General features: G+C 43.3%; 24 protein-coding genes and 1 tRNA gene. 7 read left to right on the forward strand and 18 right to left on the reverse strand.

Annotated elements, in window-relative coordinates; genetic code table 11:
- The first annotated feature begins 1,501 nt into the window (after nt 1-1,501).
- The 6 genes from GLV81_RS00005 (at nt 1,502) to GLV81_RS00025 (ending at nt 5,040) form a co-directional block, all read left to right on the forward strand.
- Entirely contained in the window at nt 1,502-1,750 is a 249-nt protein-coding gene (locus GLV81_RS00005) for a hypothetical protein (protein ID WP_157475794.1), read from the forward strand.
- Nucleotides 1,751-2,268: 518 nt separating this feature from the next.
- The gene (locus GLV81_RS19005; RefSeq protein WP_197428777.1) at nt 2,269-2,766 is read left to right on the forward strand and encodes a hypothetical protein; all 498 of its coding nucleotides are present in this window, start codon (nt 2,269-2,271) and stop codon (nt 2,764-2,766) included.
- A gap of 410 nt (nt 2,767-3,176) precedes the next feature.
- Nucleotides 3,177-3,250 (forward strand) — tRNA-Asn (locus GLV81_RS00015).
- 501 nt (nt 3,251-3,751) lie between these two features.
- Nucleotides 3,752-4,042, forward strand: coding sequence for a hypothetical protein (locus GLV81_RS19010; protein ID WP_197428778.1), 291 nt, complete (start codon nt 3,752-3,754; stop codon nt 4,040-4,042).
- 282 nt (nt 4,043-4,324) lie between these two features.
- Nucleotides 4,325-4,513 carry a hypothetical protein gene (locus GLV81_RS19015; RefSeq protein WP_197428779.1) on the forward strand — a complete coding sequence of 63 codons (189 nt, stop codon included), beginning with the start codon at nt 4,325-4,327 and terminating at the stop codon, nt 4,511-4,513.
- A gap of 269 nt (nt 4,514-4,782) precedes the next feature.
- Nucleotides 4,783-5,040: a hypothetical protein gene (locus GLV81_RS00025; protein WP_197428780.1), complete on the forward strand. Its 258-nt coding sequence runs from the start codon at nt 4,783-4,785 to the stop codon at nt 5,038-5,040.
- 69 nt (nt 5,041-5,109) lie between these two features.
- Here the strand turns inward: GLV81_RS00025 and GLV81_RS00030 are convergent, their stop codons facing one another.
- Nucleotides 5,110-5,430: a DUF6876 family protein gene (locus tag GLV81_RS00030; RefSeq protein ID WP_157475798.1), complete on the reverse strand. Its 321-nt coding sequence runs from the start codon at nt 5,428-5,430 to the stop codon at nt 5,110-5,112.
- 1,360 nt (nt 5,431-6,790) lie between these two features.
- On the opposite strand from GLV81_RS00030, the gene GLV81_RS00035 reads away from it, so the two are divergent.
- Entirely contained in the window at nt 6,791-7,423 is a 633-nt protein-coding gene (locus tag GLV81_RS00035; RefSeq protein ID WP_157475800.1) for a hypothetical protein, read from the forward strand.
- 526 nt (nt 7,424-7,949) lie between these two features.
- Here the strand turns inward: GLV81_RS00035 and GLV81_RS00040 are convergent.
- From GLV81_RS00040 to GLV81_RS00095, 17 genes are all read right to left on the reverse strand, one after another.
- The gene (locus GLV81_RS00040) at nt 7,950-8,258 is read right to left on the reverse strand and encodes a hypothetical protein (RefSeq protein ID WP_157475802.1); all 309 of its coding nucleotides are present in this window, start codon (nt 8,256-8,258) and stop codon (nt 7,950-7,952) included.
- A 2-nt stretch (nt 8,259-8,260) separates the two neighbouring features.
- Nucleotides 8,261-9,139 (reverse strand): HipA domain-containing protein, encoded by an 879-nt coding sequence (locus GLV81_RS00045; RefSeq protein ID WP_197428781.1) that lies wholly within the window; start codon nt 9,137-9,139, stop codon nt 8,261-8,263.
- A 337-nt stretch (nt 9,140-9,476) separates the two neighbouring features.
- Nucleotides 9,477-10,106 (reverse strand): retropepsin-like aspartic protease, encoded by a 630-nt coding sequence (locus GLV81_RS19020; protein ID WP_197428782.1) that lies wholly within the window; start codon nt 10,104-10,106, stop codon nt 9,477-9,479.
- A complete protein-coding gene (locus GLV81_RS00055) occupies nt 10,106-10,342 on the reverse strand; it encodes a hypothetical protein (protein WP_157475805.1) in 237 nt (78 codons plus the stop codon). The genes GLV81_RS19020 and GLV81_RS00055 overlap by 1 nt, the downstream gene beginning before the upstream one ends.
- 457 nt (nt 10,343-10,799) lie before the next feature.
- Nucleotides 10,800-11,237 (reverse strand): PP2C family protein-serine/threonine phosphatase, encoded by a 438-nt coding sequence (locus GLV81_RS00060; RefSeq protein ID WP_157475807.1) that lies wholly within the window; start codon nt 11,235-11,237, stop codon nt 10,800-10,802.
- A gap of 41 nt (nt 11,238-11,278) precedes the next feature.
- Nucleotides 11,279-11,482: a protein phosphatase 2C domain-containing protein gene (locus GLV81_RS00065; RefSeq protein ID WP_157475809.1), complete on the reverse strand. Its 204-nt coding sequence runs from the start codon at nt 11,480-11,482 to the stop codon at nt 11,279-11,281.
- On the reverse strand, nt 11,479-13,386 hold the full coding sequence (locus GLV81_RS19025) for an ATP-binding protein (RefSeq protein WP_197428783.1): 1,908 nt from the start codon (nt 13,384-13,386) through the stop codon (nt 11,479-11,481). The genes GLV81_RS00065 and GLV81_RS19025 overlap by 4 nt, the downstream gene beginning before the upstream one ends.
- A gap of 112 nt (nt 13,387-13,498) precedes the next feature.
- Nucleotides 13,499-14,863, reverse strand: coding sequence for a hypothetical protein (locus tag GLV81_RS19030; protein ID WP_197428784.1), 1,365 nt, complete (start codon nt 14,861-14,863; stop codon nt 13,499-13,501).
- A gap of 44 nt (nt 14,864-14,907) precedes the next feature.
- Nucleotides 14,908-16,929 (reverse strand): methylation-associated defense system ATP-binding protein MAD8, encoded by a 2,022-nt coding sequence (gene mads8 / locus GLV81_RS19035; protein ID WP_197428785.1) that lies wholly within the window; start codon nt 16,927-16,929, stop codon nt 14,908-14,910.
- Nucleotides 16,930-16,932: 3 nt separating this feature from the next.
- Nucleotides 16,933-18,492, reverse strand: coding sequence for a methylation-associated defense system protein MAD7 (gene mads7, locus GLV81_RS00075; RefSeq protein WP_157475811.1), 1,560 nt, complete (start codon nt 18,490-18,492; stop codon nt 16,933-16,935).
- A gap of 2 nt (nt 18,493-18,494) precedes the next feature.
- Nucleotides 18,495-20,135, reverse strand: coding sequence for a hypothetical protein (locus tag GLV81_RS19040; protein ID WP_197428786.1), 1,641 nt, complete (start codon nt 20,133-20,135; stop codon nt 18,495-18,497).
- Nucleotides 20,062-21,108, reverse strand: a complete 1,047-nt coding sequence (locus GLV81_RS19045; RefSeq protein ID WP_197428787.1) for a serine/threonine protein kinase — start codon at nt 21,106-21,108, stop codon at nt 20,062-20,064. Before GLV81_RS19045 ends, GLV81_RS19040 begins: the two co-directional genes overlap by 74 nt.
- Entirely contained in the window at nt 20,993-22,081 is a 1,089-nt protein-coding gene (locus GLV81_RS19050) for a serine/threonine protein kinase (protein WP_246186137.1), read from the reverse strand. Before GLV81_RS19050 ends, GLV81_RS19045 begins: the two co-directional genes overlap by 116 nt.
- Nucleotides 22,082-22,609: a nuclease-related domain-containing protein gene (locus GLV81_RS19055; protein WP_197428789.1), complete on the reverse strand. Its 528-nt coding sequence runs from the start codon at nt 22,607-22,609 to the stop codon at nt 22,082-22,084.
- Nucleotides 22,597-24,000 (reverse strand): methylation-associated defense system restriction endonuclease subunit S MAD5, encoded by a 1,404-nt coding sequence (gene mads5 / locus GLV81_RS00085; protein WP_157475813.1) that lies wholly within the window; start codon nt 23,998-24,000, stop codon nt 22,597-22,599. Before mads5 ends, GLV81_RS19055 begins: the two co-directional genes overlap by 13 nt.
- Nucleotides 23,997-26,030, reverse strand: a complete 2,034-nt coding sequence (mads2, locus tag GLV81_RS00090; protein ID WP_157475815.1) for a methylation-associated defense system DNA methyltransferase MAD2 — start codon at nt 26,028-26,030, stop codon at nt 23,997-23,999. Before mads2 ends, mads5 begins: the two co-directional genes overlap by 4 nt.
- Entirely contained in the window at nt 26,027-26,779 is a 753-nt protein-coding gene (locus GLV81_RS00095) for a DUF6577 family protein (RefSeq protein ID WP_157475817.1), read from the reverse strand. The genes mads2 and GLV81_RS00095 overlap by 4 nt, the downstream gene beginning before the upstream one ends.
- Nucleotides 26,780-26,829: the final 50 nt, after the last annotated feature.

Genomic DNA, 26,829 nt, shown 5'->3' on the forward strand with positions numbered 1-26,829 from the left:
TGGAACGGACTGTTACTGCATGATGCTTGATGATGAGCCCACCAAAAATGGCGACACCAAACCCAATGAGGGATAAGCGCAGATAGCTGGTGAATTTTATGCAGGTGCGTGGGCGTAAGCAAGAGCGAATGCGACCGGCAAAAAATACTTTTCCAAATCGGTGGCCAGCACGGTTACAAGGCAGGCAGCAAACAACAAGGTCCTTTCCCCGCAGGGGTAAAAAGCAAAGAAGCCGTGCAGGTGCTGAGCCAAAAGAAAATGGGCGGGGTTGCAGTGGAGGGTTCATGAAAAAACCCTGCAAGGGAAAAACGCAGCATATCCCGCTGCCGAAACGATATTTGAGTCATTGGGGCTGTCATCTTCGGGTCTTGCCAAAGAGCAAACTATAGGTGCCCATAATAAGAATGAGAGCTCCGCCGGCAGCAATCCAGTTTTTTGTATTGTAAAACAGAGCTCAATAATTCTGCTGCCAAATTGCCAACGAGTACTAGCAGTACATCGCCAAGGCTAACGCCCGCTATGAATGCGTAACCTGCTTTGTGGCCCATTTTCATGCTCACTTTGAGAATGGCGAACACGATGGGCCCTACCGCTTATGGATAAGAACAATCCCAACCCGATGCCTTTCAACAAAATATCCCATGCAAGCTTATTGTGAGGGCGGACAATTTCCCAGCTAAGGTTTGGTATGAAGCAACCTTAATCTTGTGCGACTGCAGAAACTTCTGCCAGTCTTCCCACATTTTGCCCTTCAGCACCCGTGGAAACTTTGTGCTGTGCCCAATTTTTCCCCTTGCTGGCCATAAAGTCTAGGAATGCATGTTCGGGTAAGTACTGTCAGCAAAACTTCTTTCAACGCATGTTCTACCATCGTAGTCATCGTTGAGTTGCTTCCAGCTTTGCATCTATCAGCAGGCGAAGTTGCGTTTCATCCATTAAGGATCGTCGCAAGCTACAAACCAATGGTGAGCAAAGAAATTGCCATAAGGTTGCCCGCCACCGTAAACTCCGGAATGCACACGGTAGGTTCTTGGCCACCATTTGAATGGCCCTGTTCATATTTTCTACACTCGGGTGTTCGCCCACCAAACTCGGGAAGTGTTGGTCGGCCGGTGGATGATGATTTCGAGATGTTCGAGGTCTTCAAAGCGAACGGTATCGCCAATGAAGGTAACGCCACGCACCTGCATTGGTGCTGAGGTATAGCGTAATCGCCTCCTTCCACTTCATGAATCAGTGAGGACAATGCATCGGGCAGCATGTTGCCTTCGGCATCAAAAGCTGCTCGTCGAAATTCACAAATTCAAAGAAGAAAATTGTATGTTGATGGACCAGCTTCATGCCCTTGGCATGCTGGCGGTTTTGATAAGCCAAAAGCTAACTTCGCTGGCCAGGCGGTTTCTGAGGTAATGGGCTTGCCCACAGTTTTCGAACCCCTTTTATACGGCTCCATGGCCACACCACCGTGTACATAAAAACGAAGTTGGGCCACGCCTAGGTCGTGGATATTGTTGAGCTGGTAGCGTTCAATAATTTTTTCGATACAGCTGCAACCATGCCGGAACACCCCACTATGAAACCAATATCCCAGTTGGGGGCGTTGGCAACAATTTCTTCAATTTTTACTGCCCCGGTCTCTCTCCTTGGCTATGCGTTTGCCCGGCTTGTACAGGCGTTGAAACCAAAAGGGAATATTGCGCTGCTGAATGCCACTCAGGTCGCCCGGCAGGTAGGTAGGTCCCTTTTGTAACTCCGGTACTGCCGCCCAGCAGGAGCCAACCTTTGGGCAGCGCCCCAAAGTTGACATCGGCTGATAGCCGGTGAGGGAAAACAACTGCCGCAGACTGGTTGTTGGCCTTAATGAGGTCTTTGTAAGTCATGGGAATGCTATATTTGCCTTGGCCGCTTCCTTGTGCTCGCTGCTAAGGGCAAAAAATTGATCGCCCCGGCCAGCACATCGGGCACTTGCAGGGTTTTGTGACAAAAGCATTGGCCGCTGCTTGCTGTAATCGTAGGTAAACCCGCTGCTGAAGGCTTTGCCGGCATGGCGGCTCATGAGAATTTATCAATCAAACTGCTGCCAAACTCGGTGTAACGGGCCTTGGTCAATAGTTTTTCAGCACTTTCAATTGCATACGCCGGGGGTTGCCAGAGGAGATATAGAGGCGTCGGGCAATAGACTGCAGTAAAGGAATATTAATGAGTGCCATGGTAAAGCAACAACAATAGGTAAAGTGCCACGAATGTGCACGGGATGCCTATCTGTGGATGCTGACTGTGGATGAGTTTGTGGTGTTGTTTTTTTTTGCCAACCAGAAGCCTGCAATGCTGGCCAGTGCAGCTGGCTACTATCCAACGCCATCTGCCCAAGCCACGGCGTGGTGGTTTGTTGTGCACGGTAAATACCGAGCATTGCGCTCCCCACCACTACGGCCGCAGTGGCTGCCGCAAACCGGTTCCCACCCAGCAAGGCGAGTAGACCACGCACATCATTACCGCCGACCAAACAGCTGGCTCATGGGCCCGCCCTGCCAGCCAACATGCACCAATAAGGCGGTGGTGTTGGCAATGGTGGCTATCGATATCCATCCGAAGCAAATGACAAATGGGGCAAATAAGAGCCAGCGTATGGCGGCCGAAGCGGTGGCTGTAGCCTTTTTTATGCGCCGAAACTGCAGGAAGGAGAAGCGTCAGCAATACCAGCAAGGCCAAGGCACTGCCTACCTCAGGAATGCTCGAGCAGCAAGATGCAGCTTACATTATTGATACCACTGATGATGAAGAGGGGGGCTCAGTTGTGCTGCCGCACTGCGTTGCGCTGTGGTGGGCTTTGGCTCTTGCTTGAGCACAGCCAGCTACTGCTGATAACGACATACAACAGCGGCAACCAGGTATAAATAACCGACCAGATGCTAAAGGTGAATCCATCGGGTACAAAAAGGTTAGGAATGGGGAGGACTACCCGGCCCGGTATTGAGCCCTTTATGGGAAAATATTGGCCATGGCATTGGCAAGCAGGGTGAGCAGAAAGCCTCAGCCAGTTCAGAAAAACCAATCCTTTGCGGACGATGGGGCAGATAGCGGAGAAATATTTAGAAAAAAGAAACGGCTGAAATAATTTTTTGTTTGGTTGAACAATCTAAACCCCTATTTTTGCAACCCCGAAAGGGAAATTCCTCTCCTTAGCTCAGTTGGTTAGAGCATCTGACTGTTAATCAGAGGGTCGCTGGTTCAAGTCCAACAGGGGAGCCTGAAAATCAAGCGGTTACAAACGAAAGTGAGTAACCCGCTTTTCTATTCCGACACAGTGTCGAAATTCCGACACAGTGTCGAAATTCTTCAGTTGTACACTTTTCAATGACAGCGTCAAATTGCAGTCCCAAATATTGACAGAACTCCATGAACGGTGACGACCTGATGGTCTTCTTTACCCAGCAGCTTTGATTTAACCTTTTGATGGGTCACGACCATAGCGTTCGCTCCTCCCTTCCGGTTACGATTTGAATGTCTTTTGGGTAGATACAAATACGCTCCATTGTGTTCTTTGATTTAATACTCCATCTATACTTCAACTATACTGTAAATAGGGTTTCACTATGATAAAAATACTAAATAGTTTACCATGATAAATATATACAATATGGAAAAATCGGCAAGGATGCCGAAAGCTGAAAGTGCTTAATTGGTAAGGCTTTGGTACGTGTGGTAAATTCGGGTTGCAATTCGCATCAATCACTAAAATCGTTATCAAATGGCACGTCAAAAAGGTATTATCAAACCTCGATGGCACTATTGGTGGCATCACATTATCTACAAATCGCAGGACGGGTACCTGGCCCGTGAAAAGGGCGGGGTTGAAGGCGACCCCATTGCCAACGATCCATCGTTTGCCCGTACACGGGAAAATGGTGCAGAATTTGGCCGGGCCGGTAAGGCGGGCAAATTGCTTCGCACTGCATTCCGGGCACCGCTCCAAAACACTGCAGACCCTCGTATGGTAAGCCGTATGACGGCTGACTTTGAAGGTGATTCAGGCCGATGAAACCAACGACCGTGGTCAGCGCAACGTGATTGACGGGGAAGCCGAACTGTTGGAGGGCTTTGATTTCAATATCAGGGGGTAAGCTGGGCACTACGCTGTATGCACCATTTACCGCCAGCATCAACCGCACCAGCGGTGCGGTTGGAAGTGGTTATCCCGCCTTTTGTTCCCATCAACATGATTGCGGCGCCAGGTGGCAGCACTCACTCAAACTGATTTTAGCAGGTGCTGAGGTTGAACTTTGAGTCAGAGAGCTATGTATCTGACTCGACCGAGTGCTGAGTGCTTGGTGGCCCTGATTCAACCACAACCACTGCACTCACCCTGTCGAACACAGTAACAGCCGCCAGCACCAAACCACTGTTCCTCGTATTGGGTATTGAGTTTTATCAGGAAGTAAACGGTAGTATGTACTCGTTGAAGAATGGTACATACAACGCACTGGCACTGGTGAAAGTGAGCGGTTCTTAATAGCAGCGGAGTTCTTGAGTACAATAGGCCCTGCCGGTTCCGGCGGGGGCTTTTTCATTACTGGCCATAGGTATTTTGTAAATTGCATGTATGGAAAAACGGCCTTGAGAATGTCACTGTCAATCAATTCTGCACTCTTATTGGGATAAGCATAGAACAGTTTCGTTCTTGCTGCCTTAGGACGGGAGTAATGCATAGTGGTCCCGGTCCAGCGATCGGTCACAGATAGGCAGATGTGTGCTGTATGGGAATTTCAAATGACAGGCAGATTGAAAATCAATGTCGCAGCTTTTCAAAAAAACGGTTTCTTACTAAAGGCAGTAAGGGGAGGACATGGTAAGATTATCAATACAATGAAAGAAAAGGAAACAGTAAAAGAGGATGAGCCTCAACCTTTAGGTGATACTTTGAATATGTCTGACACTTCAATCCAATCTTCAGGAAAATCCGGACCTGAAATATCTGTGCCGATGGGTGGTCAGCCAGGTTTTAAAAGAAGCGTAGAAAGTAAGTCTTTCTATGAGTAAATAGAAAAGGGTCCTTGCTTTTGCAAGGGCCCCACATTTTAGTATTCGGATGGCAGCAGCAGTACGCCATCAATGAGGTACAGGGGTACACTGGTCGGCTGCGAAATCGCTGAACTGAATTTCTTGCCGGGCAATCTCTTTGCCATTGCCATCATCAGCCACGGCTACAAAGCGATGGCCTGTAAGGCGCTGCAGCAGCCATTTTTGAAAGCCTTCCTTTTTGACACTGGCCGTGAGCTGGTGGCTAAATACCAGGTCTATCAACCAATAGGCCTGAAACTTTTCAGCCATGGCACATACGCCATCGGTGTAGAGCAACCGGCTAATCGGATGGCGGTAATAATTTTCGGTGCAGGTGTAGGCTCTCAGTTCGTCGTTTGCGTTTTTCATAAACATTGCTTTTAAAAGAAAAAGAAGAAAAAAAGAAAGCCCTTGGGGTGTGGGCATTCGTATTTCCAAACCGTAATGATGGGATTGTGCGTGGGCCTTTGCGTTCGGTTTGGAAATACGAGGATGGCTTTGTGCGGTGGGGGGGCCGCAGCTAACTTTGCTGCTCTTTTTTTCTCTTCTTTTAAAAGGAAACGGTGAACACTGATAAAGGAGTTTTGCCGAAAATGTTGATTACCTAAATGCATGTCCGTTGTGTAGCTGCTTTAGCATTGCATCCACTGTTGAGGGATGTCAACAAAACGGACTGATGAATAGAAACGAAATCGTCAAACAGCGACGGTACCACACCCAAAACCTTAGTACTGCAGATACAAAGGCTTTAAATGGCTGGGATATGTACTTCAGTTCAGCGCCGCCAGCGCCGAGCCACCCGAAGGCTGGGGCCGGGAGCCGCAACGGCGGAGCGGAATGAGGAACGAATGCAGCGACAAAGTGAGGCGGAGGCACCAGTCCGTATACGCAAAGGGCCTGGCACGGTTTTTTGCTTTTCGCTGCTTCATTTTATTACTACAGTATCAACACAAATAGCAGTTGAACAGCGCAACGATGCAAAAACCGTGACCGCAGGCTGTAGGGCAGGTAAAGCGGAGCTGTGTCAGCAGAGCGACTGCCCGAAAGCTGGAGGGTACAGGCCCGCAGCTGAGGGTGGCCAGCCGGCGGCGCACAAGAAAGTGGTGGAGGCCCGATGGATGCAGGCCTGCCTATCCTGCAGTGCAGCGACCGCTGACTGTAGTTGTAGTGAGAGTGGAGCCAACGAAGCCTGGCCAATAAATGGGTATTGTGCGTTGGGCTTGGCAGGCGTAGTGCAGCGAAACGGAACGGAAGCGAAAGGAAGTAAGGGAGCCAACCAAGGTAGGCTGGGCTGCAGCCAGTAAAAGGGCCGGACGGCGGCGACCTGAGGGCGGCCAAAAACCACGACAGCCTGCGGAGCTTGCGGAGCACCCGCAGGGCGGTATGGCTCTGCTGCACAAAGCTGCGTGTGTTGGCCTGCAGCAGTGCCATGCCGGGCTGGCGAGGTTTTTGTTGGCCGAACGATGGAAGACCGCCGACCTTTTGTTAGGTCACACTCCTTGCCCACACTATTCCAGCAGCATACAGCGACGAAATATTTTGGGCAAAAGATGGTAAACATTTGGAAAAGTGAAAAACGATAGGGATTTTTAGAGCAACGTATTTGTATTGGCGAAAGGGAATACAGTTACGAATTTTTTATTGCTACTGAACATACAAAGCGTTATGAAACTTGCCGCAAGTGAAATAGATTATAGTTTTCTTTTATTTATTTTTTACAAAGTTTTTTATGAAAACTGTCAACGATTCAAAAGCAGAAATTATGACAACCCTGAACCACATCAGGACTGTTTATAATAAGCTACATGCTCAAAGTGGACTCCATAGACCATTTACTTTTCCTGATGCCCACAAGCTGACAGAAGGATTACTACTAAGTACATGGACACATTGGGAAGAATTTATTCAAGAAATATTGATTATAGACCTCGCAACAACCAATGATGGATTTTTGAAAAAGGACATTAAGAAATTTAGGACAATTGGTGCTCCAATGCGATATGCTGAAAAGATTTTAAATCATCCGGATAGTCCTGAAAAGTTTATTGAGTGGGATTATAGTGTTGTTCAAAAAAGAGCAAATAACTATTTAGCTGCAGGACATAGATATCCAACATCATTGGCAAGACAAAATGATATCGACAAGCTGAAAAGAATTCGTAATGGAATTGCGCATAAAAGTGACAAAGCTTGGGACTCTTTTATAAAGTTAGTAAGGGCGGCACCATTCAGTTTGACTGGAACACAACTCCGCGGAATGACCGTGGGACGGTTCGCTTTTAGCCATCAGTGGAATGGCAACTTTGTTCTAATTGAATCTATAAATGTTATAGAAGAATGTGTGAATGAACTAGTACCATAAATGCTTTTGGTAACATGGGATTTGGTCAGGAGAGCTGAAAAGCATGCTTCTCTACTGTAGTTACAATTAATAATGCCAACGGCTTAAAATCGAAGTGAGCCTGTTGGATCTTCTACCATTGGGTAAATGGAGTATTTCACAAAGAATTTTCAGAATAATAGTTAGTTTAACGGAGACGTTTATGTTGAATGCTGCAGGAAAGCAGCAAACCAATGATGAGGATGTATTTCATGTGTGAGTGTGTGGTTACTGATGATAGCGAATGGTGTCGGGTATGGGGTGTTTGTTTGGCCACAGATTCACCACTGGATATTTAATTCTAAGCAAATGGGAAGACAATACTTGGAATGAAATAGTTCTATGTGGAGTATAATAATTAAGGCCTACTTCATAAGTAGGCCTTAATTATATTCCGGTAAAAAGCATTATTTAAAATGAAGGAACAAGTTCGTAAGGATTAGAAATTGTTTTCTTACCAAAACGCTTAAGAAGAGCCGCTTCATTTGATTTGTCAATGTTTTCCTTTTCAATTATTTCCTGTACGGCTGGCTGCTTTAAACCAGGGATACGAATTTGAAAAAAAAGGCCAAAGTGTTTCGCTTTTGTAGACTTTATTCAAATCCGGAAATCCAACGATATGGTTGTATTCGTTCGAGTGCTGTTTAAACTCTTCAGAATATTTAAAATACCAGTAGCTGCCTTCACAATAAAGCCAACCGATTTTTAAGTTGTCAATTGATAAAGTAAATTTAGAGTCTTCGCCCTGTGGCAATTGTATTTGCAATTCACGATCGTCCTCGCTTTTGCTAAACCAGTTGATGATTTTACGCAACATAATCAGTACCCCCTTATTTTTTTAAACCGGGTTTGAATTACCTCTTTGATTAATGATTTTCTAGCTTGAATGAACATCGGAAAGAACTCTTTTTCAAGCATTTCCAAAACCTTTAGCTCATTTTCCAGACTGGACATTGATTTTACAATCTGATCATATTCATGGTTTAGTCTCCCTACAAAATCTACTAGTTCAAAATGGTTCGCTTTGGAATTATCTTCAATGCTTATCCTCGGAGAGGCATTTTCAATATACGACAAAACCTTTTTTTGTCCTGCTTTCAATAGGTTTTTAAGATTTTCGTCACTATAATTCCAAAATAAACCTCTTGCTGAATCGTAAAGGGGGGCAAAAGTAGGCAATTTTTTACTTTTTTTCATTGTGCCTATGACTCCCCAATTGTAAAAATGGCGGTCATTGTTACCTACAAGAGCATCAAAAGCGATCATTTTAACAAGCTCAGTAGTCAATGCTTCAAAATTCTCGGGGAAAACTGTGCGAATCGAATCTCTTATAAACTCGAAAGTGAATAGCTCTCTGGAGGTTTTCTTATTGTTCGCAATTTCTTCAGCCATGGTTAAGTCGCCTAGGTGCTCGCCACATATTTCGGCACCGTGAATCAACCTTTCGTCCCGGTTCAGAAAAAACTTGCTGCAAAATCTGATTTGCCCGTTTGCTTGCACCAACTTGATTTCATTCATTTTTGGATCAAGCACCTGACCAATACGGTTAATCATGTATTCAATTACTGACTCATGCGGGTACCACTTCTCTGCAGTTTTTGCAATGAAGGAATGCCAGGATTTAGATGAAGACTTTCGAACCACACTATCTGGCTCAAAAAAAGTAAGCCTTGATAAATTGCTTGGGTGCATCGCCATCCAAATCAATCGGCTTAACTAAATATTCATCCTCTTTCAATACAGGTATAAGATGAAGATTTGCCAATTTTCCAGAACAATTTATGGATTGCTCGACCCTTAAGTTGCCTCTTTGATTATGCATCGCATTTATGGTATGCTTGAACTAGATAATAAATGTAAAACTGTTAGACTTCTAAATTGGCCCTAATATTTGAAGTGTAGTGATGGGCTAAATTATCAGGAACTACATCAATATTAGAAACAATGCTTCCGCCGGGTTACGAACTTCAGATTGGCCGGGATTAATGGGGGCACTATTGAAAGTAATAAGTATTACAGGCAAACCTAATTCGGATTAGACTTTACCGTGACACCTCTTGAATTTCTTGCCGCTTCCACAAGGGCATGGCGCATTTTGTGAAACACCCGTAAAATTAGTAGTAGATTGTTGTTCTGCCGATTTAGGGCCTGGAACAGAATTGTTATTTGCATCCAGATTGTCGTCAGTATTGAAGTCAATCGTGGTGTTCGAAGGAACTCTGAAAGATATTGTTGTCTTGCCGCCTTGATTGGTAATTGCGAAATCGCCGCGGGTAATCAAATCCATGCCAATAATTATATCGAAAGCACCTGCAGTAGATTCGCATTCAGTTACTGGAATGAATACAAATGCGACTTTGTTTGGTAAAAAGATATTTACGAAATAAGTATTCTTTTCTGTAACTCCATCCGCATGATGCACTTGTGCTTTTCCAGTAGGGGATAATCCTAATCTAATTGCTAAATCTCGTGTAATTGCGCAACTAGTAGCTCCAGTATCCCAAAGAGCCTTTGTAGGCTGAGGTGTCGGGTGTGAACCTGGCGAGACCCCTGGCTTGAAAGGAAGGGAAACATGGCACTCAGTAATTATTTCTCGGAGGCGGGTTTGAGAAGAAACTGTAAAGGATTGGCCTTTATGATTTTTGGCGGACTTTAATTCCTGCATTAAATAAATACTACTCTTGAGTGAAAGGTTTGGGAGTATGATGCTTCATTAGGGTCACAAAGTTGTATAAGGAAAGTACCAGCCTGATACTTATCTTGTGAATCAAGCAATGCTTCAATTTCGGAATCAAAGACACCTACAACTTCTTGACCTCTGATAACAATAAATTTGGAGGCGTACTTGCCAACGAGTTCTTTCTTGTTATCAAGAAAGTATTTGAACTCAATTTCCAGCATAGCTATTGGTGTGGTTAAGATATTTTAATTAGCAGTCAAAGGTAAGTTACCACAATTTTTCCACAGTAAATATTAATAGAGCTTTCTGATTTTGGAATGGCCTTTTTGTTTTTTAGATAGGTTCTAGAAAAACGGGACAATATTTGGAAGTCCTATAAAGTTGTTGGCATTTGGCAGCAGCTTGTCAAATATTCAAAGAATTGTACCAGGGCTATATCGACTGGTGGCCCGCCAAGGATTTTAGCATTTTGCCGTTTAACGAAATTCATAATTTTATTTTTCTGGTTTCTTCCACAACCTAGTTCAATAAATAAAGATTAAGTCCTGCTCGGGATTTACCAGTACACCGAATCCTTTTTGGGTGTCAAACCATTTAACAAGGTCTATTTCCATGAAGTGTGGAAGTTAAACTTGGTTTTTAGAAACACATTTGAATATGAGCATCGAGTGCTTTTGTTTAAACGGCAATAAACGCCACAGATGAATCGTCTGAAGCATTTGCGGTAATGCCATGCGTCTGTATGGAAATTAGCATGTTTTCCATAAAGGAAGCGGAATAGATTTGCTGCAGAGGGAAACCATCAGAGCATAGGAGAAAAGAATCATCATGTGATAGTTGAGAGGTTTCATAGAAGTCTGCAATCGGATTTGAATCGTCACCTTGAATAGATCTTGTAACAATATGGCGGTGGGATGCGATGGCTCCAGCATCCATAACTATACCTCGCTCCTGTAGCTCAGTTGTTAAGGAATGCGGCTTGGATTCGAATACGAGTTCGTTATTTCTGAAGTGAAGGATTTTGACATCACCGACCCAGAAGCAAATTGCCTTATTACCTTCTATGTAAACACCTCCAAGCGTAGCGCCTGATTTTTCACAGGTACGGGTTCGCATTTGGCGTAAGGCCAAATTGGCTTTGTTGATGCCAATTTGAATCAGGCTCGATCGACTTGCTTTTGCGAAGAGAGAAGTGCTAACATATTTTCCGCAACCAGTTTGGCAGCCACATCTCCTTTGGCATAGCCACCCATACCATCAGCAATCAGGCAAATGTATCTACCATCGCCCAGGTCTTGATATAGCAAGTAATCCTCATTAACAGGCTTTCGACCTTTTACTGTATGACTCCACACTTTCATTTTTGACCAGTAGCTTGGATTGTTCCTCCACCGTGTTTGGTAACACGGGGTCTGGTTGAAATTTTTACAGGCTTCACTGTTATTGCTTTGTCAGAAGCTTTGGACGACCAAAGGAAACCTTCACCGGGCATTAATGCACTCATGTCAGCGGGTGTTAATGCACTAAGTTGGGTGACAGATTTCTGAATGTGCTTTAACCATTGCGGACTGTTGAATTTGTGCAACAGGACAATACTGCTCAGTTCAATTATCTCGTTAGGAAGGCTAGGTGGATCCTGGCTGGCAATCATTATACTTACTCCCTTGTGGCGCATTTCTCTGATAGCAGTTACTATGTTGCCTGTGAGGTCTTTGTTGTCCATGTATTTATGGGCCTCATCAAACACAATGAACTTATTGAAATGCACACCTTTCCAGTTTTTGACTCCAGAGAAAATATTGAGCATAATTACGAACAAGCCGAGAGCTTCGTCCTTCACAATAAATTCATCACGAAGGTCTACGATTATTAGTCGGCCAGGCTTCAATTGATCACGTAGATACACAGCATCATCTATGTACTCCCTGGCAAAGCTCAGCTTTTGTTTGGCCAATGCTTTCTGACTATTTGATAGGAGTTCCGAAATCTCTACACTGAGTCCAATATGATCCAGCGATAAGTTATTCCGTCGATCCTTCATGATGGCCTTCAACTGTTTGATATAGGTCGAATCATTGCCGATAGCTCCCAGCAAGAACATCCAGTCTTGCACATTCAGTTCTTTTGAATTGAAGGCAATAGGAAAAACGTCAATTGAAGGGTATTCCACCTTTCTTGCTTCTACTTTATCCTTTGGGGTAAGCAAAACCACATCTTCAATTCGACCTGGCTCTGCGCCAAATTCTTGCTTTAGCTTTCTTAATTCGGCATCCTTGTCATTTGGGTAAATCATTGAAGTGAACTCTGGCTCATAATCCATGCTCTCGCTGTAATGAAATATGACACCTGCCAGTGGCGCTTCTATCTTGTTGACTTTGTTGAATGGTTTTAGAACCATTTCTGTCACTGTTCCAATAGTATAACTTTTGCCGCCACCCTGCACGCCAAAAAGACTTATGGTGTTGGTTTCGCTAAGATCCACAGCTATTGATTTTCCTGTCACGGTTTTTCCGAGGATTCCGAACTGGGTACTATCTCCATTTTTACCAATCATTACATCATATTCCGGGGCCTCATGTTCAATGATATTCGCAGGTTCAATAGGCGGCGTATCAATTGGCGTATTTGAAGTATCAATAATACCACCTTCATCGTCTTCATCATTTCGGCGACTGTTTTTATCTGCCAACGATGAAATTGGATTTTCGTTGGCAGAAGTGTCTGGGACTTCGTGGTCTGCGCTTTGTGTTGTGTCCTCAGACTGAGTGTTTTCTGATGCTAAATGTTCACTCGTCTTTTTGCTTTCGATTTTGAATTGCTGAATAAACGCTCTGAGCTTCTGGTTAATACCAACTGCTTCGCTCAGTTCGTCGTCCAGTACTTTCTCCTCCAGGCGCCTTGTATTGAGGTCAGAATCAGGATCAAGAATATCCTTGATCACACGTTCACCAAAGGTGAAGAATGTACAATCTGCATCTATTGACTCCTTCAGGTGCCTTTTAGGGAAACCGAGTTCAAAGATGAGTCCTAGCTGCTGAAACTTAAATGAGAAGCCCTCATCTAAATTCTGTAAGAAGTCATTATATGCGCCATAAGCTTTGTCTGACAAGTACTCGTACCTCGATGCCCGATCTAAGTAGAATGAGAGTAGTGACTTAAGTTCCTTATTTTTTATTTCCCGGTCAAGGCGATCGAATGAAAGATGATATTCAGGATCGTAGTGAGACCTAATAGCTTCAATTGTATTCAGAATCTGTTGCCTCATCTTTAGCTTGAGGTCGGCTCTTTCAGCCTCTGTCAGCGCTTTGCGACATTTTACTTCAATTACAGTAACAGAGATTTGCCGTTTTTCGCAATCAATAGAAATGAGCAGATTATCAGCCCTGCTTTTTGTTTCTGTCGGCGATCTTCAAACAAGTCCTGATGGAGATCGGTGGGATCAGAAAGCTCTCCTGCAATAGCCCTTTCTTTTCGAGCACCCGTTTGGTAAATGCAGAGCCAATTACTTCGAACGCCTTATTCTTTGTTGAATTGAGTTGCAGGATAAGAGAACTGCTTACTGCCCTTAAATCTTCCAGCAATTGATGTATGGTACGACTATCAGACTCGTTGTCGATGTTAAGGCCAAATTCCTGAAAATGAGGACCCAGCAAAGCCAAAACTTCAGATGTTGGCCTCGTGGTTAAAAAGGAAGAAATGCCTGATACTTCATCACCAGGAATGTAATCTAACAAGAATGGAATTGAGTTATCTTTTGAAGGAAGATCAAACACTTCTGGCCCCAAGTTTCTATCATAAGTGATTACCCAATCAGAATGATTGTGCAGATGGGCCAGTAATACTTTATCCAACGCATTTAGTGTGATTTGAGTGGATGGTAAGGAATCTGTTGGTCTGGAAGCCAGGGTGCCGGCCGTGAATGACTGCAAGCAGTCAAAGAACAGCCCTGCTGCATTTGATAATTCATTTTTCCAGCTAGAAAGATTGGAGGCTAAAATATAACGATTCCATTTAGTCTCATCATTTGCAGTGGATACATTGAGTGCCGAATCTGTAATGAGGCCATTCAGAAAGAAGCAGCGTGATGGCAGATTGGGTTTGAAAAGTTCTACGCGAACTGGGAAAGGGCTTATGAAGAAGCTTATGTGGGAAGTGAAGAGATGAGGCTGGCGTATATACTCTTCAATCATGTTTATTGAAAAGCGAAGCTTGGGGAAAAGGCGGTTGTCAGAGGGCTGTGCAAAGGCTTCTGCTTCATCGCGAATATTCGATTCCGGATTAAGCAGGTTTTTCAATCCTTCGCCATGTTCAATGATTCTATCATGCCCTCTGAAAATGCGTACTTCATATTTGACATTTTCGAAATCAGGTTCAGATTCAAGTTCCACAAATGCATCTGCAAAGATGAATGCATCACCTGCATTAAATATGTTTAGAATCAATTTATCGGTGTAGGGGTGTTGTGCCCTATAATTCTTGATTTGCCGGACAACCAACTTTAAGTTCACATCATTGTCTACAAAGTTTTCCCTGGTTACATTAAGGAGTAGCCGAAAGTACTGTGTCAATTGCCGGTCTATCGAAGTGCTGTTTACTGAGGAATTGTCTATCGGAGAAGCCAGATAAATACCCCAGCTTTGCATTAATTCGCCTGTGTAGTGATAATTTTTGAGGCCGTTCGGCTCCACTATAACTAAAGGGTTATTTTCAGGATATAATTCTCCTTCAAAAAGTTCGCTCAATCCTTTGAACCAGGCCTTCTGATGTCCTGGAAATTCGAGCGTTTTTACTTCCCAATCGTTATATGATCGATAAGTTGTACAAACCAACTTAACCTTAGTGGATGGATTGGTGATAATAGCAAGGCTTCAATCGGGGTGCCGTCTGGTAAGTTTGTCTTGAGCTTTATTAAGTCGCTGAATTGCAGTTCGGCAAGAAAGCGCTGTAACTCCTCTTTCTCTTCATTGGATATAAGCTTATCTCCCAATTTGGACTTTAATTGGGCTACCCAAGAACTCCATGAAAGAATGTAGGCTTCAATCTGGTTTCTCAGGTAAATGAGATTGGTAGTTTCAACTATTCCATTGCCTGCAATATTTGACTGAAGAATGCTTTTGAAAAGTTGCTGACGAAGTGAAACAATATCAGTATCTATAATACTGTTTAAGACACTGGAGCGAAATGATGCTGAGCGAAATGCAATTTCACTCGCATTCGGACTGAGCTCACAGACAACAGTACCGATTTCATTTGCGTTATTCAAGAATAGCCACTCCAATTCGCGGAGCTTGGAAGGGATATTCACCTGATAATTGTGCCGAGTATTGTATGCAATATGGAAAGTGGCTAATTGCTTTGGTTTTGGACCGTCCTGCCATGTGTTAGAGTCTTCTGTCGGTACGGGTGATTGTAAGCGAATACCTTTTCTAAGGTCTTCAATCCTAAACTTGAAATAGGCTTCAGTTACATTATGAATCTTGTCCTTTCGAATATTATCCAGTAGTTCTTCACCTTCTTCTACCTGAAAATGGAAGTCATCCGAATCACAAGTCAGTTTAAAGTCAAAGCTTGATTTAAGCAAATCAGGATTTTCTGTTTTTTGACGCTCCCATTCCATTTGTATAGAAGCCTCTTTAAATTCATCATCTGCATTCAGGACATTACCATGCTCATCTTCTGCATAAACTTTGAAAAAATATGAACCTTCTTCAACAACATTAGGATGTAGCTCTACAGTTGCCTCTCTGTAAGACCGTCCTGAGGTTGTGTTTTTTATTTTCTTCAGTACAGTAACCTCCTCACCAGCACCACCGGTTACCCTCATCAGGATAATTCGAAAAGAACGCAGTTCTGAAATTTCCGATGGATTGGGCTGCGTGTTGAACTTAACCTTTACTTTGGACGCTCTCGTTGAATTAGCATGCAGCACTTTGGTGCCTTCCTCCAATTTGAAATCAGTGCTTGAAATTTCTGTAGTAAAAAGTTTTATACCCTTTGTGTCTAATTCAGGAATAGGCCAATTGCAAAAATTGAGCTCCGGATAATTCTCCAAGATCCTTTGGAATAATTGGCTTGCATTTCTAATGCCACTTTCAGCTTTTAGAAAGTTAACAATGTATGGCTGGATTGAATTGGGCTCGATGGGCATCTCAGAAATTCGGTCATAGATTGGCTTGTTAAAAGTTGCCATCAGACTCGAACAACGCATGTTGAAATTCAAACGTGCTTTCGTTTGTAATTCTACTGTAAATAGTTTGCTATCTGGAATTAAACCAAAGAAGTAGAGATTGTTGCCAATACTTTCTGAGGTAAATCCCTGCTTTTTAAGTTCCAGTAGGTATTTGATGGCATTACTTAAAGCACTTGCTTGCTTTTCAAATGATTTTAGAATGAAAACAACATTTGAATACCATTCTACAGGCACCAGACTAAGCATTTTAATTTTCAAACGAGCCTCAATGTCATCTAACGATAGGTCTTTGAAAGTATTATTTCCATAGGAATCCTCGGCTGCAGTGCGGCTTGAAGCAGGAATAAGTATAAGTAAAGGTTTTTCTTCCTTATTGCGCAATTCAATCAGCTTACTGGCTGAAATATGGTTGCTACTTGATCGATCATCTGAAATGATAAAGCTGTCTATGCGAGGATATGTCTTTCTTACTTTTTCAAGAATGTAGTTTAACTCAGCTTCACCAAAACCTGTGATTTTCATGCAGTGGCCAGGCTTTGCATTCAACAGCTCCGCACTATTGAGTTCGAGTAGCAAATCAATTATCTCTTGGAAATATGGGGAAATGGAAGTGTGCATCAATTAGGCATTTAAGATATAACGAGGTCTAACTTTCTGAAGGATGTATGCGTCGCTTAACTCTGTATAGAAGCCAATTTGTCGCAACTTTGATTTGAATGCTGTGAGATTTTCTCTAAAGGCCTGTTTAGTATAGACGTTGGAGTTGGCAAATCTGGAATCATCGTTGCCGTTAATAATGAGACCATACCTTTCGCGAAGCTCCTGAGTAAGTTCTTCTATCGATAGGCTTGTTGTATAATATTTGTTACCATCGTTTCTTAAAACAAGAATTTGCACCAGCGCCTCCAATAAACGAGTACCCAGCACAAAGCGGCGTGGATGCTTCCTGCTTCTTCCTTGTGCAAGGATCCCTCTTTCTGTATTTTTCTGTGAAAGGGCATCAAGAAGTTGTACATGGTATGGATACAAATAGCCAGTTCTGGCTTTCATGATAGCTTCAATGTATTTGTCAAAGTGTTTGGTTTCATATTTGCCAATCTCCTCTAACAAATTTCTGTCGTCATCATTCAGGTTTTGCACGATTGCGTCCCATAGCACATTGAAGTAAAGATCAAATTGGTCATCTCGTTTTGAAAGAATTTCTAAGGCCTTGGCTAAATGATCAGAATTAGTTTTGTTTAAGCTGAGACGCCTTAAGGCAGCATTTATTTGAAATGTTGCTTTAATGTAATCGTAAATGGAGTTGCTCATTATTTCTGCGTCGGCTGCAGCAAGAGATGCCACCTTACTATCCACGTTATCCGTCAAGTCCACTACAATTGACCACTGAGAGGTGACTTCGGTAGTGCCAGCTGTAATCATTTTTGGTAAAAGCTGAATAAGGTTTTGGAGATAGATTGAAAGGTGGAAAGATGTGATGGTCTTTAAATAATCAATCATCACGTTGCGAGGGATAATTCGCTTATACACTAATAGTTTCCTAATGTCTTCACAGAAGAGCTTAGCTTGTTTTTCAAGAATTGGTTTAATGTTATTCAAACCAGTACTGCTTGTTTTGAAGCCAGTGCTAATATTTTTAATTAATTGAAGAAGCCCTAAGCTATCCACATCGAGGGAGTCAAACGTGTTTATCTGTCCTGTAACCTTGTCCCAGCCTTCTGAAAGAAAAGATATGAGCTCATCTCTAATAGCAGGTTCAGCACCCAACATCAAAAAAACCTGATCTGCATTGTTATAGTCACGGGTACTGGTGGCATTACGGAGTCGGTAAGATTCTAAATGAATTGGACGCAGAGAGGATATTTTTTCTTTGTCCGAGTTGCCCCTATAAACCATGTTCACTAAGTTGCTTCTTATCCAGAGCTCTGTGCCTAATGGGTTATCTCTAAAGCCAGAAACTGCATCGCTCAATTCTAGCCTTCTGAATATCTCTTTGATGGTTTCGACTTCAATTATTGTATTGTCGCCAGATCGGGCACGCTGTTTGGGACGTATTCCGTTATGGCGCAAAAGCATGAAGAGATTGACAAGCGTATTGTCAATGTTCACCTGCTTCGCATCGCCTGCAAAAATCAGTTCGTTGCGGAAAACGCTCTCTTCTTTATTAAGCTTGATAGGCATGATTACAGGTTCATTGGTTCAAGGTGAAGTTTGTGATTTGGTTGAACTGAAATCTTGAAGTACTCAATATTGTCTCTGGTGACTACCACCTCTTTGTAGCTCAAATTCTCCAACAGATTTTTGAAAATGATCAGTTCAATGAATTTGCCGCGGATATCATTTAAAGATGGACTGAAACCTTTTTGTATGAAATACAACATTTCATACAGGTCCAATGATATCGTGAGCTTGATGTGCTTTTGCGCTTTGTGTCTGAAGACCAGGCTATCCGGGAAGTACTCAAGGTACTTGGTTAGGTGATCAGTTTTATTTACATACAGCTCGAATCGATCTAAAGCGAAAAGGCGGAATGATTTACTGATGGGATCTTCGATCTCTGTTGAGCCAAGGGTTAGATACTTACTATCGATGGCAACGTTGTCGCAGCCTTCATTGAGTGAGATGGCACGTGAAATAGACCGTTTGGTTGGATCGTCTTTATCCCCGGTTTTCAACAGATCAACAAAGGTGAAAAGCGACTGATATGGAATACGTCTTAGGAAGGAAGGTATTTGGACATTGCCTAAATCTGTGTCTATTAGTTCTGCTCTTCCTTCGTAGTAATGATGTCGTATGAAGGCCTTATGAATGCGCTGTAGTCTTGAAATAGATTCTGACGTTTGCTCGTGGGCCGGACTAAGGTTTTTGTTTTGGTTAAATTGGTCGAGTAAATTCAACTCTCTTTCTGCAAACTCCAGGTAGTCTTTTGATTTGTGTTTACCAAAGAACAATTCTCTGTCGAGGTGAGGGATCGCTACACTGCCGATGTCGGTTTCTCTTACGAGCTTTATTAACCTGTCTTGATTTCCTCCATCTGCGGCAGCCGGATCAGAAATGTTGAAGTAGTAATGGTTCCAAATCGCCAGCGGATCTTCGGTTTGCAGCGATGCATCAACGTCTTTACAGCTGTAATCACGTGTTAGCATGAAAGCTATAAAAGACCTCAAATCACGCATGGTGATGTGCAGTTCCCGTTTGAGACTTACTGCTCGGAGCAGCCACTCCATTCTTGCGGTGACTTCATCCCCGGAAGCAGGGTCATTAAACGACTCAACATTGTAGCGGATGAAGCAATGAGATTTAACAGGGCACTGTTGACATTTTAGCCACAATGACTTGTCTGTTAATGCTTTTACCTGTTTTCGGAAAAGACTAGGATTGTCTGCGTCTCCTGCCACTACGGAACGAAGATTCAGGTTGATAATCAATAAACCCTCTGGCAAGGGAGAGTGACCTTCCTGATAGAAATATTCTTCAATGGCATTGGCCATGTTCTTAAAATGGACAGATGTACTTAAGAACTCGATAAGTCGTCCTTCGTTAATGGCAATCAGCCGGCCTTCATTAGCCTTGTTGTAGTTGGTTAAACCAACAAATGGTGAAAAGAAAGCTTCAAGTACATCATTATTGAATTTGTCATTTTCGTCTTGTGATCCGTCGTAGTTGCTTTCAAAAGGAACAGCATTGATCTCGAATCGGGCTCCGTTTTTATGGTGGAATCGGGAGAGGCTTTTAATAGAATTATCCTCTTCAATTCGCTTGATGAAAGCTGTTTTTCCATCGCCGGCATTTCCTGTAATGATCACCAATTTGTACTGCTCCATCCAGTATGGCTGGGATAAGGTTGGTATCCAGTTTGGTTTTTGTGTAGGTAAGTCGGTCCAGCTCTTTGGTTTCGTGGCTGGCCCGTGTACCAGCATTACCATGCTTAGACTGGCTGTATAGCGAATTGAGATACTCAACTATATCTATGTCCGAAGTACGAATAGCTGGCGCTGCCACGGGTGCAGTATTCAAGGGTTGTAAAACGCCATCTTTACCAATTGCTTCCAGCGCATTCAACATTTCAGCCGCATCCTTAAACCGAATATTCGGTTTTGTTGAAATAGCCTTGTGAATGAAGGCTTCAAATGCTGGCGATACTGTATTTACCCATTTACTAAGTGGCTCAGGGTCCTTGCTGACTCTGGGAAAACGATCTGGCGCCCAAGGATACTGTTTGGCTATGAGTTCATAAAGTGTAATGCCGAGGGCAAACAAATCAGCAGATTTATCCCAATGCACTTTGGAATCTTCAATCAGGTCGGGCGCCAGGTAGGGGTTGGTACCTACGAAGTCTTTGTTATCTGCTACCAGTGAGGCTACATTGAAATCAATAAGTACAAACTTTTCCTGTTTATCCCACATGATGTTCTGTGGTTTTATATCCCGGTGCAGGATGGGGTTTTCCTGCTGTTGCATCTCCCGAAGGGCAGACAGGATATCATGCGCCACTTCGTATACTCTGGCAATGGGCAGTCTTGCATCTGTGCGGGTGTAAACACTGAGGTTTTCGCCCTCCAGGTATTCAGTAACTGTGTAGAACTGGCCACTGGGAACTGTTCCGTTCCAGATGAACTTTACAATATTCGGATGGTTGAGATCACGCAATGCGTTATACTCATCTGTAACGCTGGCACGATTAACGCTTTCGTGAAACAACTTCAAAGCATAGTCTTTTCCCTGCAGGGTGTGCCTTACTTTGAAAACCTCGGAATAGCCACCCTTGCCCAGTCGCTTGGTAAATGGTATAGTCACCAACCCGATCACCTTCTTTCAATTCTTCAACAATGGTCGATGGAAGTGAGGACGGTTGCTTAGCTGTTTGGCCTGCTGGTTGAGAGTCGTTCTCTTTCAGTTTCTGATTGAGGAACGCTTCCAGCTCATCTACATTATCCCATCTGTCTTCCCGCTCAACCACGATTGTTTTATTGCAAAGCTCATCGAGCCATTTGGGGAGATTGCCATTGATGGCAGAAGGGAGCAAATTGGGCGTTAGTTTGCCGCCCATCTTATCTAAAGCAAATGGGGAACGGACTGGTTCCTGCCCGGTGAACAACCAATAGATGAGAATACCTAAGGAATAAATATCTGATGACCGGGAGGCATCGCCCACGGTAAGCTCCAGCGGATGGTAGGCTGTGGCATTGGTTTCATTCAAGGTGGCCATTACCGTATAGCCTTGCTGGTTATGGTCGGTGAAGTAGGCCTTTCCAAAATTGCCAAGAAATGCATAGCCACCACTTACATAAATGTTATCGGGGTTAATATCTCGGTGAAAGATGTTTTCCTTGTGGGCTTCTCGTAAGGCAGCAATGATGTTTTTGATGAAGCCAATTTTTTCATTGAATGTGAAGGTGCGGCTGCGGGCTTCTGCTCTTAAGGAGTTCTCGTCCAGAAAGTCGGATATCTCGTAGAAGACATGGTTTTCTTCATCGATCTTAAACTCCACATTTAAAATGAAGGGCTTGGTTTTGATCTTAGATAAAGCATGATATTGGTTGGTGATGATGTCCTGGCGCTTTTGGAGTTCTGGTAGGGAAAGGCCTGAAACTTGCAGTGCATATTCCTTTACCCGCTTGCGAATGGTGGAAGTGACGCCCTTGGGCTTGACCAGGTATTCTATAAAGTTTTGTTCCTGCTGCAGGATATCCAATATTTCATAGCCTTCCACCTCCCGTTTGTCTTCAGGCTTTTTCTTAGCATGGCTACCAATGATAAACTGTACCAACTATTGTTGGATACTCTTGATGGCATTAGCTGTTTGACCAACCGAAAGTGGGTCTGTGATATAATCAATGAGGGCTGGCTTCAACTCAAAGGAAAGCCTTGCCGCTTCGTCGAAAATATCCGGTGCGTAACTATTGGGATAGGAAAGGGTTAGCAGGTTTTGAATCCACGCTTTTGACCAAGCTAGATTGTGCTCTTTGATCTTAGAAGCAAGGATTGCGGTTTTTATGCGACCCAGTTTGAGTGGGTTTTGTTTCTGCTTGTCGTTCACATACCAATAGGTATCACCACCTTCAATACGGCCACGCCAATCCTTGTTTTCAATATTATAAATGGCATGTGGTGCTATTACCACCAAATCATATTCCCAATACTGCGTTTTGTTATTCCTTGGATTAGTAGAAGCAATCTCCAGGTTGGGCAACAAGAAATAATCATCTGGAAGATGCACTTCCAGAAAATCAAGTAAACGCTTTTCTCCAGCGTTTACAACTGAATCGAAATAGGGCGGTGTGATTATTCTTGCCATGATTCAATTTCATTTTGAAGGATAGCAAAGGCTTTATTTTCCAACTTATTTGCTATCGTTAACTTATCATATGCAATCTTCATCATTTCGCCTATTTGAAGTTCTGAAGCAGGTTCAAGCCGAGGAACTGGCAACTCATTTAGAAGTGGAACAATATACCCGAGTAGATTTGTGCCATACACTGTATTTCTAAACAGACGAAACCAAAAAGGAGAGTTAAGTACAGCAAATAGATATCCAGAGTCAATTCTGTTGATATTTGGGATGAATCGCATTGCATGGCCCGCAATGACTTTACCTTCAAGATATCCCCATACGAATTTCGCTCTGGAAAATATTTCGTTTTCACCCAAAGTGCCCTGTCCTGGTATTAGAATGGTACCTTTTGCAACGGACTCTTCGGTGATATTCTTTATGTGCTTTGCTGAGATATATTTGCCTTTCGGATTGAAACTGAAGAGATCACCTTGTGATAATAGTTCAACTGATTTTTTTGATGTCGCTTCAATACGTTTGTACCTAGCACCATAATGTGGGTCGCACATTAAAACATCTTTTAGAGTATCGTATTTTCCAGTCTTTAAAAAACTTATAATCTCTCCTTTCCTCGGACTAAAATTTCTGGCCCTAAAGGTGTGAAACAGGTTATTTGAAACCGATACTTTGAATGTATTCGCAATATTTCTTTCTAAAGGTTGAGACAGTTTGTTTAACAGAGACTTTGATAAAGAGAGTTCTTGGTGATAAAACTCAGTTGCCTCTCTTATTTTAAGATTTGCTTCATCTCTATTTTGCCATGCTTTGGTAGTCAGGTCGTGAATTACTTGTTGTTTATCGTCTTCAAAGCGAGGAATAGGAATTCCAGCTAACATTTCCTCCGTTACAAACGGTTGAGCATTACCGCTAATGTGTCGGCGTGAGAGATGAAATCCATATCTGCTAGCTAAGAATGAATATAAAAAGCCGGTCTTAACCTTTCCATTTGGGATTATCCTTATCACGTTGTCTGAACCCAGACACCCGCTGATTTCCCTTGAAGCAAATGTGTATGAACCCACCGTATTTTGGCCAACACGACCAGTTAGAATCATTCCTTCACTTAAAAAGCCTTTTTTTTCGTTCCAAAATTTAGCAGATGCATATTTACAGCCAACCAAAGGGGAGGAGGATAATATATCCGTATTTCCCAAGTACGGTATTCCGTGTTTCTCTCCGACATATATTCGTTTACTTCTGCCAGCACAAAAGATATCTGACGTCACTTCTTTTAGTGTATAATGATCTCTTAAACGAAATTGCCTGTCATAAATAACACCTTGAGTTAAGTGAAAATCTGAATTAAGTCGTCCGCTTTCACAAATATATTTTGACTGTACCCTACCCGCTTTCATAAACTCTCTCCTTTTAAAAAATTGAAATAACTTTTGGTGATCGAGGGCGGATCATCATCTAGCCATTTTAGTTTTTCGCGCCTTTTTCTGACCTCTGATGTATTGTTTCTTTTGTGTACCACATATTGTGTTTCTGTATCAAAAAGAATTTCGGCACCATCTTCATCCCGCTGGTAGATTGGATTTCCTCTTCTGTCTTTGCCCAGCTTTTCAGCAATTGCCATAAATACTTCATAATCTTCCTCTCCATCGGCAGCCAGTTGCTTTTCCAATTCAGATTTTTTCTGTAAGAAAAGGAGGGAAGCCTGCACCCCCACTTGCGGGAGGAATGCTTCAACAGCAAGATCAACCGAAGCAAGTATTTTAAATCGTTCCAGAATCCACTCACGTACTGGTAGCGTATTTGGATTGCCAAGGATGCCATCGGGTAATACAATGCCCACACGACCTCCTTCTTTCAAAAGGTCGTAGCAGGCCTCAATAAACAACACTTCGGGGGCTGTGCTGTATTGTGAAAGTTGATACCGATTCGCAATTTCTGGTTCCACCTTTACTTTGGCGCCAAATGGTGGGTTGGTAAATATGAGGTCGAACTTGCCACGGGCATCATCCAATAAGCCACCTTCATAATCTTCCAAAAAATCAAGGCTCTTTTCCAGGGCTTCTTTGATCTTGGATATCTCTTCCGGATGTTCCCAATTGGGATAGGCCAAGGAGTTCACGTGAAAGATGTTGGCATGGCCATCACCTGCCATCACCATATTCATACGGGCAGCTTTCTTTAGGTCGGGGTCAAAGTCGAAGCCAAAAATGGAATGTTCTGCATATTGCTTCACCCGCTCGTTCACTTCATATGAGTTGAACTTTTCAGCCAACAAAGGACCGTCCAAATGCGGGAACATTTGTTTGGCGATTTTCTTCCGAACATGGTCGAGCACCATCACTAAAAAACCACCCGAGCCGCATGCCGGATCCAGCACCCGGTGGTGTTCTTCCGGATCCATCATTTCTACCATTGCCCTAATGATGTTGCGGGGTGTAAAGAACTGTCCAGCTTCCTGCTTCAGCGTGTTGCTCACAATGGTTTCATAAGCCAGGCCCTTTACATCTACGGAAGCATCGAGAAAAGAATAGCGAGATAATTCGCCCGCTATGTAGGCAAGACCTTTATCTGTCAGGCCAATAGATTCGTTTCCTTCGAATACTTCGGAAAATATTTCGTCGGTTTTCAGTTCTTCAAAGAGGCCTTTAATGCGTTTGGCTACTTCTTTGCGGCCTTCATCGGTATTCTGTTCTTTGATGCCTACCCAAAACTTCCGGCGGTAGCTTTCGCCTTTTTCCGCACAAATAAACCGGCGCTTCTCATCGTAGAGTTTACAGAAGATGAGATTCAGCAGCTGCCAGAAAGCATCTTTCTTTCTGCCTTCGTTTCCATAGATATAATCGTGGCAGCGTTTGAACACTTTGATCATGGAATCGTTGGCCGGTTTTCGGCTGTATGAGCGGTCGGCACGGTCAAGGTCTTCCAGTGTTTCCCCCTCGCCTGGAAAATCAGATATATCTGTGAAGACATAATCAAAACCTACAGCATCCGATTCGCGGTGCAGAAAGTGATTCATGGAGCCATTGGTCCAGAGGCCAAATTCACAGTTGTCCAATGCCCCCATCGCATTTTCCAAAGTGGCTACTATACCTTTCTTCTTATCGTTCTCTTTGGTTTTGTCATCGAGCACAATACAGGCCCGGATAATATTTTCCTGATCGTGATCTGCCCCCTTGGTGAATACCACCAGGTCTACCTTCTGTTTTTTGGTTTTGTTGGTATCGGGGTCGGTATACTCAATTTTGAAATCACGCTCCATATCTGTCAGGTCAAATCCATACTCTTCGTTGAGCATACGGATGACCGACTGCAGGTTTTCTTCCTGTGGTTTGGCTGTTTTGATTTCATTGGTGAGCAGACAAACGAGTTGCTTGTCATCCAGTACAATGTCTTCCGATTGTTCAATGTCTAATGGCTCTGTACTCATATGCTGTGCTTTTTTAGCAGTTGTTCTATTTCACTCCGCTTGTCACGACGGCCGGCAAAGCGGAGCAGTTTGGATGTATTTACGTTGTATCGTTTCAGTGCATTCCTGAAAATGGCATCAATGTCGTAGCCAAGTGGCTTGAAGTATTTATCGTAATACCAGTACACATTTACCAGCAACCCTTCTAATGCCAGCATGGAATAATCGCCTTGGCTAATGATAGGTGTTTCAGAAACCTGAGGGATGAGAATGATGGCTTCTTCGACAGGCAGCATGTATCGTGCAATGGTTTCTTTGTCGGGGTTGGCAAAAATCTTCTTACTGAATTGCTGGGCGTTGGCGAAGATTTGATCCAGCTCCGGACGATCAACTTCTATGAAGAGCCAGTTAACCGTTGTTTCAATTGCAATTAAGTCATCCAGCATGGATGTATCCCAGACTGCAGGCGGATGATTGCATAAAGCCCTGATTCGGTTGATTGTCCGCTTGGATTTAAGAGAGAGTTCCGCATTGTATTCCGGCTTGAATAGAAAGGAATACTGGCCACGCCCCACCCTTTGAATCAAATTTTCCTTGGTTAGCTGGCTTAGCCGCCACGAAAGTGTATTGTCCAATGTGCCGGGAAACTGCCGACGCAGCTCTGCCATTATCTCACTGGTGGAGATAGCAGAAAGGCCAGGCCAACGATTCTTAAGGTATGCGGCAAGCTCTTGAGTGTTCATAAGCAGGTTGATAGTAAATGTATCCATGCGGGCATAATTGACCAAACTTTGGCAAGTTTATTTTTAAGTTGCCGAAA

The sequence above is a fragment of the Phnomibacter ginsenosidimutans genome, assembly GCF_009740285.1.
GTDB lineage: Bacteria > Bacteroidota > Bacteroidia > Chitinophagales > Chitinophagaceae > Phnomibacter > Phnomibacter ginsenosidimutans.